The following is a 12,575-nucleotide window of genomic DNA, read 5'->3' as shown; positions in this document are numbered from 1 at the left end:
ATGACGGGTGAACCCAGGATGACGTGGGTTCCCCTGCAACGACGCTTGGAGACCCCTGATGACGCTCACCTCCCCTGCCCGGCCGAACGATCCCCGATCAGAGGACCGATGGCTCGTCTCACGACGATCCGTCCTCGCGGGGGCGGGAGCGGCCGGAGCCGTCGCCGGGATGGATCTCGCCGCCCGCCCGGCCCTCGCGACCCCACGCACTGACGCCGCCGCGGCGCAGGCCGCCGGCGCCGATGTGCGGCTCGGGGCCGGCACGAACTTCGGAGTCCGCCTCAGCCCCGACGGAACCCGCATCGCCCACGACGCCCTCGGGGTGCTGTGGGTCGGGTCGTCCTCCGGTGGCACGCTGCGCCGCCTGACCAGTGACTACGACGACATCGCCCAGCCCGACTGGTCGCCCGACGGAAAGCTCATCGCCTACCAGGGCTACCGCGAGGGCAACTTCGACCTGTGGACGATCCGCCCCGACGGCTCGGGCCGCCGGCGCCTCACCTCGGGTCCGGCCGACCACCGCGAGCCCCGCTGGTCGCCCGACGGCCGCTACCTCGCGTTCTCCTCCGACGTGCGGGGCAGCTACGGCATCTACACCTACGACACCCGCACCGGACGCATCGCCGTGGTCACGCAGACCGACGCCGAGGAGTACGAGCCGACGTGGTCGCCCGACGGCAAGCGGATCGCGTTCGTCGTCGCCAAGACGAAGATCGAGGCGGTCACGGTCGCCAGTGGCGCCCGGACGACCCTGGTGGAGGGCAGGAAGGGCGACGAGATCTCCCAGCCGCAGTTCACCCCCGACGGCGCCACGGTGGTCTACCACCTGTTCCGCGCCGGACAGAACTCCCTGATGCGGGGCGACGCGCCGCTGGTGGAGGGGAGACCGTCTACCCCTTCCGCGTGAGCTTCGGCCCGCGCGGCCGGTTCCTCTACACGGCCGACGGGCGCATCCGCGATCGGGTGCTCCCCGCGCGGGGCGCCGCCACCGGGGCGCCGGGCAGCATCGGGTTCACCATGGCCCTGGCCGTGCAGCCGGCGCGCTACCGCAAGCGGCCGCGTGACCTGGCCGGCACGGCGTCCAAGCCGGTCATCGGTATCGGCAGCCCCGTCCTCTCCCCGGACGGGAAGACGGTGGCGTTCCGCGCCCTCGGCGACCTGTGGACGATGCCGTTGGGAGGCAGGCCGAAGGCGATCTTCGAGGACACCACGTGGTGGTACTGCGACCCCGACTGGTCGCCCGACGGCAAGCGCCTCGCGTACTGCACCGACCGCTCGGGATCGCTCAACGTGTGGATCCGCGACCTGGACTCCGGTAAAGACACCCAGGTCACGCACCTGACCGAGCAGGCGGCGCTCTCGGTGCGCTGGTCGCCCGACGGCAGCGAGATCGCCTTCCTCGACCAGGACGGCGGCCTGTGGACGGTCGAGGTGGGCAGCGGCGACATCCAGCGGGTCTTCGAGGCCACGTTCGAGCCGGGGCGTCCGAGCTGGTCGCCGGACGGACGCACCATCGCGCTCGCGGCCGTGCGGCCACGGTCGGCCCGCTACCGCGAGGGGTTGTCGACGTTCCTGTTCGTCGACCGCCGCACCGGCCGGGCGCGGTACGTGGAGGCGGCTCCGGACCGCTCGATCCAGACCCGCGGCGACGACGGACCGGTGTGGTCGCCCGACGGATCCAAGCTCGTGTTCGCCATGGAGAGCGTGCTCTGGGTGATCGACGTCGAGCGCGACGGGACACCGAAGGGGGCCGCGCGGCGCATCACCGACCACGTGAGCGACGCGCCGACGTGGGCCGGTGACTCCACGACGATCGCCTACCTCGCGGGCGGTGTGTTGCGCACGGTGCGCGCCGACGGGTCCGGGGGCCGCGCGTGGAAGGTGCCGCTGAGCTGGCGTAACCACAGTGGTCACGACTCGCGCGCCGAGGGCGGCGACCTCGTCATCCACGCCGGACGCATGTGGGACGGCGTGGCGAAGACGGCGCGCAGGAACGTCGACATCGTCGTGCGCGGTCAGAAGATCGTCGCGGTCGAGCCGCACCGCGCCGGGCGTCGCGCCGGCCGCCGGATCGACGCCTCCGACCGGTTCGTCATGCCGGGCATCGTCGATGCCCATCACCACCGCGAGATGGCCGGGTACGCCTTCGGCAACCGGCAGGGTCGGCTGTGGCTGGCCTACGGCATCACGACGACCCGCTCGCCGGGCAGCCCCGCCTACCACATGTGCGAGGAGCGGGAGGCGATCCAGTCCGGTGCCCGGGTCGGCCCGCGCTACCTCGGCACGGGCGAGGCGATCGACGGCCCGCGGATCTACTACAACTTCATGCGGCCCACGTTCAGCGACGCCCAGCTCGGGCTCGAACTCGAGCGGGCCCGGGCATTGCAGTACGACCTGCTCAAGGCCTACGTGCGACTGCCGGTCACATGGCACAAGCGGGCCACGCAGTGGGGACACCGGCACGGGATGCCGATCACGTCGCACTACCACTTCCCGCCAATGGCGTTCGGCGCCGATCAGACCGAGCACATCGGGGCGACCAACCGCTTCGGGTACAGCCGGACGATCCTCAACACCGGCGGCGCGTACGAGGACGTCATCGACATGTTCGCCGCCTCGGGGATGTACCGGACGCCGACGCTGTTCAACAGCACGGCGTTGTACCGGGACGACACGTCGCTGGTGGAGGACGAGCGCTCGCGACGGCTGAATCCCACGTGGCGCCGGGCGGCGCTGGCCAAGACCGTCAAGGACGCCGGCGGCGAGACTCAGCCGGTGAACCTGGCCCGCCTCGAGGCGCAGGTCGAGCAGGTCAAGGAGATGTTGGCCAAGGGCGCCAACGTCATCACCGGCACCGACTCCCCGATCGATCACGCGGCTCTGAGCACGCACATGAACCTGCGGGCGATGACCCGGTTCGGGATCTCTGCGCGTGATGCGCTGGTGACGGCGACGAGCGTGGCGGGGCGGTTCCTCGCGCAGCCGATCGGGCGTGTCGAGCCGGGCATGCTGGCCGACCTCATCGTCGTGGACGGCAATCCGTTGGAGCGGATCGAGGACGCCGCGAAGGTCACCCACACGATCGTCGGAGGGCGGGTGCACACGCCGGAGGACCTGATCCGCCCCTATGCCGAGGCCGACGCCGCGACCGCCGCACGGGGCGGCGCGGGTGCCGGGCTGCCGCCGGCCGGGCCGGGACGGACCTTCGCGGGCGTCGTCGGTGCGAGCAGGGGCAACCGGATCAAGCCGCCGGTGTCACGGTCGCGCACGGTGCAGTTCTGGTGGAACGCACCGGAGGTGCTCGAGGCGTCCCGCACGTCCTGCTGCGAACACTGAGCGCCCCACGGTGCCTCGGTCCGGGATCGACGTCCCGGGTCGAGGCACCGTGCTCCCCGGCGCGTCGAGTGCTGCCCTCGACGGGTCTCTCCGTCACCGCGACCCAGGCTGGAATACCGCGTTATACTCGGCAGCATGAAGACGGCCATCTCTGTCCCCGACGAGACTTTCGCGCGAGTCGAAGCAGTCGCGGCGAAACATGGGTTGAACCGGTCTCAGTTCTACTCCGCCGCCGCAGAGCGCTACGCCGCTGAGCTGGAGTCCAGCGACCTCACGACCGCGATCGACGCCGTGGCCGATCTGATAGGCGGAGACGACTCGACCACGGGTGCGGTCGCTGCGGGTCGACGGCGACTCTCCGGCCCTGGTGCGGAATGGTGAATCGCGGCGACGTCCACTGGTGCGACCTCGGCGAGCCCCAGGGGAGTCCCCGGCGAAGCGTCGACCCGTCCTCATCCTGCAGGCCGACTCGTACAACAGGTCGCGCCTGGCGACGACCGTCGTGGTGGTCCTGACGTCGAACACGGAACTCGCCGCCCTGCCGGGCAATGTCTTCCTGCCTGCGGTCATGACTGGGTTGCAGAAGGACTCGGTGGTCAATGTGACGGCGCTCGCCACCGTGGATCGCCGTGACCTCGACCCTCATCCCGCCGGCCGGCTGAGTCCGCCACTCATGGTGGAGGTCGATCGCGGTATCCGACAGGTCCTCGACCTGCACTGACACGGTGATCACCGCTCGTCCGCGGGAACTCGACCTCCCGGACGAGATCGATCGGCCGGGGCTACGGCCGGACAGCGTGATCGGGGCCGACTGTCGTGTGGACTGCCAAGCCGTCCGACAGGACATCGACGAAACGGTGGGGCAAGGTGGTCGGCGCGACCTCACGACACCGGGAGTTCAGATGGCCCAGCCGACAACCCGACCCGCGACATCGTTCCGGCACGACTCCTGCGCCGGGACGCCGATGGATGTCCACGGATACGTCTCCGGGATCTGCTTCAAGACCGGCCCACCGGGACGGGTCGGCATCGAACTCGAATGGATCGTCGTCGATCCGGCCGAGCCGGAACGTCCCATCCCCCTCGCGCTCCTGCGGGAGCGGTGCCTCGCCGCCGGGCGTCCACCCCGCGAGAGCCGCCTCACCTTCGAACCCGGTGGGCAGGTCGAGCTCAGCTCCCCGCCCGCACCAGACACCTCCACCGCGATCCGCGACATGCGGGAGGACCGCGCCCACCCTGGCGGGGGAGTAAACCGGGTACGCCCTCGACGAGACAGGCGATCTGGCGGGCGCTCGACCCGCCCCGGACGCCCACACCGAACCGCAGACGACCGACCGGCGACGTCGACGCCCCACCCCGGCCCGTCGACTACGCCCTTGTTCAGCCACAACGGCAAGCTCTTCGACTGGCCACGAGCCCGACGCGAGCTGTCGGCGGGGGTGCTCGAGGTGACCGAGGCCGCGGCGCCGGTCGACTCCGCGCTCGTCTTCGGCGTCGCCGCCGCTGCGTGGGCGGACGGTGCCGGGTTGGGTGAGGGTCTGGTCGAGGCGGTCCGGGCGCTGTCCACCTGCGGCGGTGGCCGGCTCACACTGCTGGCCACCGACGGCGATGCGCTCGCGGCGGTCACCTCCGGCGAGGCGATGTGGGCGCGGCGCGGCCACGACGGCGTGCTCCTCGCCTCGGAACCGTCGGACGACGGCGACGACTGGGACGAACTGCCCGCCGATCACCTCGTCGTCGCCGTCGGCGGTGGCATCCGCACAACCCCGACAGGGGCGGCCCCACCGAGCGCGGACGACTGACGACATCCCCACCCGCCCGCTCGGCAGCACACCCACGTCCCACCCCCACACCACTGCCGCATGTGCACCATTCCCGCGAAGGAGCAGCCCGTGACCGCCCAGAAGACCACGACGGACCGCACGACGATCGACGTCCACCTCGGCCCCGACGACCTGCGTGCGGCGATGCGCGAGGAGGTTCATACCGGGCTGACGGCGTCGCCGAGAACGTTGCCGCCCAAGTACTTCTACGACGCCCGGGGGAGTGAGCTGTTCGTCGAGATCACTCGGCTGCCGGAGTACTACCCCACGGGCGCCGAGGCCGCGATCCTGCGCGAGCGCGCCGACGAGATCGCGCAGGCCGCCGGCGCGGACGTGCTCGTCGAACTCGGTTCGGGGGCGAGTGAGAAGACCCGGCTGCTGCTCGACGCGATGGCGCCGGGGCTGCGCCGGTACGTGCCCTTCGACGTCAGTGCCGATGCGCTGCGCGAGGCGATGGACGCCCTGGCCGCTGAGTACCCCGGGCTCGACCAGCACGGCGTCGTGGGCGACTTCGACCACCACCTCGGCGAGATCCCCACGGGCGGAACGCGGCTCGTTGCCTTCCTGGGCGGCACCATCGGCAACCTGGACCCGGATGAGCGCCACGACTTCTTCACCCGACTGCGCGGCGGCCTCGTCGCCGGGGACTCACTGCTGCTCGGCGCCGATCTCGTCAAGGACCCCGCCCGGCTCGTGGCCGCCTATGACGACGCCGCAGGCGTCACCGCGGAGTTCAACCGCAACGTCCTGCACGTCCTCGACCGCGAACTCGGGGGCGACTTCGACGCCGATGCGTTCGAACACCGCGCGGTCTGGGATGCCGAGCACGAGCGCATCGAGATGCGGCTGCGAGCGACGCGGCCGATGCGCGTGCACCTGACCGCTCTCGAGCTGTCCCTCGACTTCGCCGAAGGGGAGGAGATTCGCACGGAGATCTCCACCAAGTTCCGCATGGAGGGAGTCATGCGAGAGCTGCGGGCAGCGGGGTTCGAGCCGGCCGGCACATGGACCGATCCCGACGGTGACTTCGCGCTCTGCCTCGCGCAGGTGTCCATGCCCCGATGATCTGGGCCAGGAGCGGTCCCCCACGACGACGAGACCGAGGAACGACCGTGACCACCGCCCCGACGACCCGACCGAGGCGGCGCGTGTTCGCGACCTGGGCCGTGGCCGACGTCGTGTCGGTGGTCGGCAGCCGCTTGTCGAGCATCGCGATCCCGTGGTTCGTCCTCACCACCACGGGCAGTGCGACCCAGACGGGGCTCGTCACGTTCGTGCAACTCGCCCCGATGATCCTGTCCAAGGCGTTCGCCGGGCCGGTGCTCGACCGCGTGGGGCCGGCGCGCGCCGCCCTCGTGCTGGATCTCGCCAGCGCGCTCGTCACCGCGTGCATCCCGATCTTCTTCGGGCTCGGGTGGCTGTCGTTCCCCATGCTGCTGGTGCTCGCCGGCCTCGAGGGGTTGCTGCGTGGTCCGGCCGACGCCGCGAAGTACGCGCTCGTGCCGTCGGTGGCGGAGGCCGGTGGGCAGCCGCTCGAGCGGGTGACGGGTGTGGCCGGGACGACCGAACGTCTCGCCTCCACCGTGGGCCTGGCGGGTGGAGGTGCGCTCATCGCGGGCATCGGTGCACCGAACGCGGTGGCCGTGACGGCGGTCGGATTCGCGCTGTCGGGCCTGCTCATCGGGTTCGGCGTCGGGCCGTTCGTGCGGCATGTCGCGGTGGCCGAAGCGGCGGAGCCGGGCGTGGCGGAGGGGGCGCAGGAGGAGACGGGCGCCGATGGCTACCTCGCCCAGCTCCGCGACGGATGGACCTTCCTGCGCCGCGACCCCGTGCTGCTGGCCATCGCGCTGATGGTGGCGGTGACCAACCTGTTCGACCAGGCATGGGCCGCGGTCCTCGCGCCCGTGTGGGCGGTGCACCACGGCTACGGGGCGGATCGCCTGGGGTTGGTCTTCGCGGTGATGACCGGGGCGTCCGTCCTCGGGTCGCTCATCGCGACCGTCGTCGGGCACCGCATGCCCGCGGCTGGCCGTCTACACGATCGCGTTCATCCTCACCGGGTTCCCCAGATTCGGGGTGATGGCGTTCGACGTGCCGCTGTCCGCCGTGCTCGGCGTGCTGGCGGTGGCCGGGTTCGCCTCGGGGTTCCTCAACCCGATCATCGCGGCCGTGGAGTTCGAGCGCGTGCCACGGGCCCTCGTCGGGCGGGTGTCCTCGCTGGTGGCGGCGCTGGCATGGGGACTCATGCCGTTCGGAGGGGTGATGGCCGGTGGCCTGGTGAGCGGATTCGGAGTGGCCGCCGCCCTCCTCGTCGTGGGGCTGCTGTACTTCGTCGCCTCCCTCGCGCCACTCGCTCTGCCCTCGTTCCGGCAGATGGGCACCCGCACCGGCATCCCACCTGCCCGCTGACGCGCTCCGGTGTCACTTCAGGTGGCATCGAGGCCGGTCGTGGCCTCGGTGAGGATCCGGGCGATCGTGGCGCGCTGCTCGTCGGCCGGCCAGAACTCCGGGTAGATCGCGGCCTGGATGCTGAGGCCGTCGATGCCCAGATGGACACGCGCCGCGGCGGCCTCCAGGGTCGGCTCGAGCTCCGCCTCCAGTGAGGTCGGCAGGGGAGTTGCGGTGGCGTCGGCGACGGCGGCGCGGCAGATGAACCGCTCTCCCCGCCAGCCCTCGAGGCGGACCTCGTCGAGGTCGGGGTCGATGCGCGCGCGGGTCATGAATCCGAGCCACACCACCACCTCGACGGTGCGGTCCTGGTCGATCGGGAGGAGCTGCTCCAGCGCCCGCCGGGCACGCTCGACGTCACCCGAGCGGTAGTCGGCGTACAGCGCCAACACCCGCTCGCTGATCCGCCTCGTCATGACCTCCAGGGCGAACCGGAGGAGTTCGTCGTGCGTGGAGAAGTAGTGCCGGATCGCCCCCATCGACCAGCCGGACTCGGCGGCCACGGCGCGCACGGTGGCGCCGGCGATGCCCTCACGTCCCACCAGGCGCCAGACGGCGGCAGCGAGCTCCTCGCGGCGGGCGGCGTGATCGACGATCTTGGGCACCTCCCCTTTTTAGCACACTTGCTCTAGATCTGTTTTCGTGCGACCGTTCTAAAAAACCTCACGATCGGAGCTCCGAGATGGACACCGTCGCCGCCACCGCAGCCGCCCTCGCGGCGCTCGCCCTCGTCGACAGCACGAGCTTCGGCACGCTCGGAATCCCCGTGTTCATGCTGATCCAGGCACGGGTGCGGGTCGCCGCGCTGCTCGGCTACCTCGCGACGATCGCCGGGTTCTACTGGCTCGTCGGGGTCGTCCTCGTCGTCGGCGCGGCGGGTCTCCAGCGGATCTTCAGCGGCCTCGACGACGGCGGACTCCTCACCTACGCGCAGTTGGCGGTGGGTGTCGGGCTGTTCGCGCTGAGCTTCCGCTTCGACAAGAAGCACATCGCCGAGCGCCGAGCCAGGCGGACGACGACCGGGCCGACGCGTCGTGAGCGGTGGACGGAGGCGCTGGTCGGCGAGAAACCGCGGGCGGGAGTCGTGATGGCGGTGGCGCTCGCGGCCGGTCTGGTCGAGGTCGCCTCGATGCTGCCCTACCTCGGCGCCGTCGGGATCATCACCGCGGCGAACCTCGGCCCGCTCGCCGTCGGAGGGACGCTCGCCGCGTACGTCGTCGTGATGACCGCCCCCGCGTCGGTGCTGCTCGTCCTCCGGCTCGTGGCACATCGCGCCGTCGAACCCTTCCTCGCCCGCCTCGGGGCCTGGCTCACCCGCAACGCCGCCGAGATGCTCGGCTGGGTCCTCGGCATCGTCGGATTCCTGCTCGCCGCCGACGCGGCGCAACGACTCGAACTGCTCCACTTCTCCTCCTGCGCGGGCTGGTCCCTCCGCGCTGCGTCTCCCCGCGCCACCCCCGGAGTGCGGTGTCGGTGGTTGCCGTTACCGTTCCTCGGGCGGGTCCGTGGTGCGGTGCCGTCGTCGAGAGAGCGGGGTAGGGGATGGCTCGCACGGGATTCCTGCGAGGCGGGGGCTGCTCGTCATCGGGTTGTTCGGCGTGACGCTCCTGCTGCGCTCGCCCATCACGGCCGTGCCGCCGGCGCTCGCCACCGTCCGCGACGACCTGGGACTCTCGGAGTTCGCCGCCGGCGCCACCACCTCACTACCGCTGATCTGCTTCGGCGTCTTCGCCTTCCTCGCGCCCTTCCTCATCGCCCGGTGGGGCCTCGAGCGCGCGATGCCCGCCGTGCTCATCCCTCTGCTCGCCGGCATCGTCCTGCGCAGTGCAGGGTTGACCTGGACGTTCTTCGTCGGGGCGGTGCTCGTCGGCAGCGGCATCGCCGTCGGCAACGTCCTGGTTCCCGCCCTGATCCGCGCCCGCTTCGCCGGCCGCGTCGCCCTGTTCATGGGCCTGTACACGGCCGTGATCCAGGTCTCCGGTGCCGTGGGGTCCGCGCTGACCGCTCCGCTGCAGACCCGGGCCGGCTGGTCGTGGGAGTTCGCCGTCGGGATCTGGGCCCTGCCCGCGATCCTTACCCTGGCCTGGTGGTGGCCGGTGCTGCGGCACAGCCCGCCACGGGACACCCGCGCGGCGCCTCCCACCGGCATGGGCACCGTCGTCGTCCGGCCCATGACCTGGGTGATCACCGTGTTCATGGGTCTGCAGTCGCTCGTGTACTACAGCCTGCTCACCTGGCTGCCCGACCAACTCACCGCCGCCGGTCACAGCGAGGCGGGAGCCGGGCTCCTGCTCGGCCTGTTCTCGCTGCTCGGCCTGCCGGGCGCGTTCCTCGCCCCACGCTTCGCGACGGGAGCGCGAGCCGTGCCCTTCCTGGCGCTCGTGTACGGCGGTCAGGCCCTCGGCGTTACCCTCCTCGGGTTCGGAACCGCCTCCGCCGCCGTCGGGGTCGTCCTCATCGGCCTCGCGCAGGGCGCGAGCTTCAGCATCGCCATGACCTTCATCGCCGATCAGCCCCACGCCGGTGACGTGCCGGCACTGGCGGCGTTCGCGCAGGGAGCCGGGTACATGCTCGCCGCGACCGGGCCGATGGCGCTCGGGGCGATCTTCGCCGCGGCCGGCACGTGGTGGGCGCCGAACGCCGTCGTCCTCACCGCGATCGGGACGGTGTTCATCCTCGGGTGCATCGCCGGAACGCGCCTGCACGCCGCCCATCGCGCCGCCGGCCGGTAGGTCCGCGTACTCACCCCGCCTCCGCCGAAAGTCGTAGACGGCCTAGGTCTGTGGGAGGACCCCCTGCGGCGAGACTGTGGCCTCGCGGCTGACGCGCCGATGAGCTGCGCAGACGTACGCTCGAGTCGACGGCGCTCACCAGAGTCGCCGGCCCCCTGAACGGGGGCAGGGGAAGATCGGGGGATCTCATGTCGAGCATCGGTTCGGACTCCTTACACGGGCCGGTCGAGAACGTGCACGAGAGCGAGCCGGTGCGCGCGACCGCCCCGCGCTGGCCGGTCGTCTGCATCGCGGCCGGACTGCTCTCGATACCGGCGCTCTCGCTCCCGCTGCTGCACCTCATGCTCGTCGTCCTCGCCGGGGTCGCGGCCCTCGTCGCCGCCCGCGACGGCGGGTCGACCGCGTCGACCTCGCGCACGCCACGCCTGCTCTGCCGGATCGGGCTCGCCACGGCGGTCGCCTCGCTCGCCATCGCCTTCGCCTCCTGCGCCACCGACGCCTTCTGACCCGACCTCAGCCGCAACGCACCCACGGGGCCTGCGTCTCGTCCCCCCGCGCCGAGACCGCCACCTATAAGCGGCGGTCGTGCCCCCTGCGCCGAGACCGCCACCTATAAGCGGCGGTTTCGGCGCAGAGTGTCCCAGCACTCGAATCGCCGACGCACCGCCCGAATCGAGGCTCGTACGCTGGATGCATGCGAGTCGCCGTCTTCGGAGCCACAGGTCAGGTCGGACAGGTCATGCGCGCCCTCCTCGCGGAACGCGCCTTCCCCCTCGACGACATCCGCTTCTTCGCCTCCGCGCGCTCGGCCGGCACGACGCTGGAGTTCGCGGGTCGTGAGATCACCGTCGAGGACTCCGAGGGCGCCGACTTCTCCGGCATCGACATCGCGCTGTTCTCCAACGGCGGCACCGCCAGCAAGGAGTACGCCCCCAAGGTGGCCGCGGCGGGCGCGACCGTCGTCGACAACTCCAGCGCCTGGCGCAAGGACCCCGAGGTGCCGCTGGTCGTCAGCGAGGTCAACGCCGACGACCTGGTCGACATCCCCAAGGGCATCGTCGCCAACCCCAACTGCACCACGATGGCCGCGATGCCGGTCCTCGCGCCGCTGCACCGTGAGGCGGGGCTGGTCCGGCTGCACGTGAGCAGCTACCAGGCCGTCTCCGGCTCCGGTGGCAAGGGCGTGCAGGAGCTCGACAGCCAGCTCCGCGGCGGGTACGCCTCCGGCGACGTCACGGGCCTCGCCCTCGACGGCCGCGCCGTCACCCTCCCCGAGCCGCAGGTCTACGCCGTCCCCGTCGGGTTCAACGTCGTCCCGCTCGCCGGGTCGATCGTCGACGACGGGTCGCTGGAGACCGACGAGGAGCAGAAGCTGCGCAACGAGTCGCGCAAGATCCTCCACATCCCCGACCTGCGCGTCTCGGGTACCTGCGTGCGGGTGCCGGTGTTCAGCGGGCACGCCCTCGCGATCCACGCCGAGTTCGACAAGGAGATCTCCCCCGAGCGGGCCACGGAGCTCCTGTCCGAGGCAGCGGGTGTCGTCGTCACCGACGTCCCCAACCCGCTCGATGCCGCCGGCCGCGACGACGTGTACGTCGGGCGGGTGCGCGCCGACCAGGCCGCTCCCGAGGGCAAGGGCCTCGTCCTGTTCGTCGTGGGCGACAACCTGCGCAAGGGCGCGGCGCTCAACGCGGTGCAGATCGCCGAAAAGCTGCTGGCTCGCCGCTGAGCACGAACGCGTCGAGCTGCGCGCCGGGTCCGACCTCGATCGGGCCCGGCGCGCAGCCGTTGTCCTCTTGCCGGGCTCACCTACCGGTCGATCGAGCGCCCGCGCCCTATCGTGGGGTGGGTGAACCTCGAGAAAGTCGTCTTCGGATTCTTCGTCCTGCTGGCGGCGACGCTGAACTTCGGCTTCTTCCTCGGCGACATGACCAACCCTCAGGTCCACAACATCGTGGAGCTGTACGCCGCGGTCGTCGTCAACATCATCGCGACCATCCTCAAGTTCGGTGACCGCACCCAGGTCGGCGCCGTGCATCTGGCCACGTCGCTCGTCGCCGACATCCAGCTCATCGCCGCCGCGGTGGTGTGGATCCTCATCACCGGCGGCTCGGGCGCCGACGTCGCCGGCCACCAGATGGCGAGCATCGTGTCCCTCTCGGGTGGGGCGCTGCTGGCCAACCTCGTCTCCGTCGTCCTGCTCGTCTCCGAGACGATCTCGTTCCGCCGCCGCTGA

Annotated in this window: 12 protein-coding genes and 2 pseudogenes; 13 read left to right on the top strand and 1 reads right to left on the bottom strand. The window is 71.3% G+C overall.

All coding sequences use genetic code 11. The features are described from left to right. The first annotated feature begins 58 nt into the window (after nucleotides 1-58). From QQK49_RS16855 to QQK49_RS16825, 8 genes and pseudogenes are all read left to right on the top strand, one after another. A complete protein-coding gene (locus QQK49_RS16855; RefSeq protein WP_284304953.1) occupies nucleotides 59-907 on the top strand; it encodes a TolB family protein in 849 nt (282 codons plus the stop codon). Continuing rightward, the gene (locus QQK49_RS16850; RefSeq protein ID WP_284304952.1) at nucleotides 904-3,336 is read left to right on the top strand and encodes an amidohydrolase family protein; all 2,433 of its coding nucleotides are present in this window, start codon (nucleotides 904-906) and stop codon (nucleotides 3,334-3,336) included. The genes QQK49_RS16855 and QQK49_RS16850 overlap by 4 nt, the downstream gene beginning before the upstream one ends. Before the next feature lie 135 nt (nucleotides 3,337-3,471). After that, nucleotides 3,472-3,717 (top strand): CopG family transcriptional regulator, encoded by a 246-nt coding sequence (locus tag QQK49_RS16845; RefSeq protein ID WP_284304951.1) that lies wholly within the window; start codon nucleotides 3,472-3,474, stop codon nucleotides 3,715-3,717. Between the two features lie 19 nt (nucleotides 3,718-3,736). After that, the gene (locus tag QQK49_RS16840) at nucleotides 3,737-4,057 is read left to right on the top strand and encodes a type II toxin-antitoxin system PemK/MazF family toxin (protein WP_284304950.1); all 321 of its coding nucleotides are present in this window, start codon (nucleotides 3,737-3,739) and stop codon (nucleotides 4,055-4,057) included. A gap of 181 nt (nucleotides 4,058-4,238) precedes the next feature. Beyond that, nucleotides 4,239-5,138 carry a glutamate-cysteine ligase family protein gene (locus QQK49_RS16835; protein ID WP_284304949.1) on the top strand — a complete coding sequence of 300 codons (900 nt, stop codon included), beginning with the start codon at nucleotides 4,239-4,241 and terminating at the stop codon, nucleotides 5,136-5,138. A 90-nt stretch (nucleotides 5,139-5,228) separates the two neighbouring features. Continuing rightward, nucleotides 5,229-6,224, top strand: a complete 996-nt coding sequence (gene egtD, locus QQK49_RS16830) for an L-histidine N(alpha)-methyltransferase (RefSeq protein WP_284304948.1) — start codon at nucleotides 5,229-5,231, stop codon at nucleotides 6,222-6,224. Beyond that, nucleotides 6,221-7,210, top strand: a pseudogene (locus QQK49_RS23380) (MFS transporter); the annotation flags it as partial. The gene egtD and the pseudogene QQK49_RS23380, both read left to right, overlap by 4 nt. A gap of 28 nt (nucleotides 7,211-7,238) precedes the next feature. Then, nucleotides 7,239-7,568 (top strand): MFS transporter, encoded by a 330-nt coding sequence (locus QQK49_RS16825; RefSeq protein WP_284304947.1) that lies wholly within the window; start codon nucleotides 7,239-7,241, stop codon nucleotides 7,566-7,568. Between the two features lie 17 nt (nucleotides 7,569-7,585). Here QQK49_RS16825 and QQK49_RS16820 read toward each other — a convergent pair whose 3' ends face one another. Beyond that, complete coding sequence (locus QQK49_RS16820) at nucleotides 7,586-8,212, bottom strand: TetR/AcrR family transcriptional regulator (RefSeq protein WP_284304946.1); 627 nt, start codon at nucleotides 8,210-8,212, stop codon at nucleotides 7,586-7,588. Nucleotides 8,213-8,289: 77 nt separating this feature from the next. Here QQK49_RS16820 and QQK49_RS23375 point away from each other — a divergent pair. The 5 genes and pseudogenes from QQK49_RS23375 to QQK49_RS16795 form a co-directional block, all read left to right on the top strand. Further along, nucleotides 8,290-8,928: pseudogene (locus tag QQK49_RS23375) on the top strand (GAP family protein); the annotation flags it as partial. Nucleotides 8,929-9,205: 277 nt separating this feature from the next. Next, nucleotides 9,206-10,339 (top strand): MFS transporter, encoded by a 1,134-nt coding sequence (locus tag QQK49_RS16810; protein WP_284304944.1) that lies wholly within the window; start codon nucleotides 9,206-9,208, stop codon nucleotides 10,337-10,339. A 188-nt stretch (nucleotides 10,340-10,527) separates the two neighbouring features. Next, the gene (locus QQK49_RS16805) at nucleotides 10,528-10,845 is read left to right on the top strand and encodes a hypothetical protein (RefSeq protein ID WP_284304943.1); all 318 of its coding nucleotides are present in this window, start codon (nucleotides 10,528-10,530) and stop codon (nucleotides 10,843-10,845) included. 188 nt (nucleotides 10,846-11,033) lie between these two features. Then, the gene (locus QQK49_RS16800) at nucleotides 11,034-12,068 is read left to right on the top strand and encodes an aspartate-semialdehyde dehydrogenase (RefSeq protein ID WP_284304942.1); all 1,035 of its coding nucleotides are present in this window, start codon (nucleotides 11,034-11,036) and stop codon (nucleotides 12,066-12,068) included. Between the two features lie 120 nt (nucleotides 12,069-12,188). After that, nucleotides 12,189-12,575, top strand: coding sequence for a DUF6394 family protein (locus tag QQK49_RS16795; RefSeq protein WP_284304941.1), 387 nt, complete (start codon nucleotides 12,189-12,191; stop codon nucleotides 12,573-12,575).

It is taken from the genome of Mobilicoccus caccae (assembly GCF_030161635.1).
Classification (GTDB): Bacteria; Actinomycetota; Actinomycetes; order Actinomycetales; family Dermatophilaceae; genus Mobilicoccus; species Mobilicoccus caccae.
The sequence above is the reverse complement of the archived record's forward strand: the minus strand, read 5'-3'. Positions and strand labels throughout refer to the sequence as shown.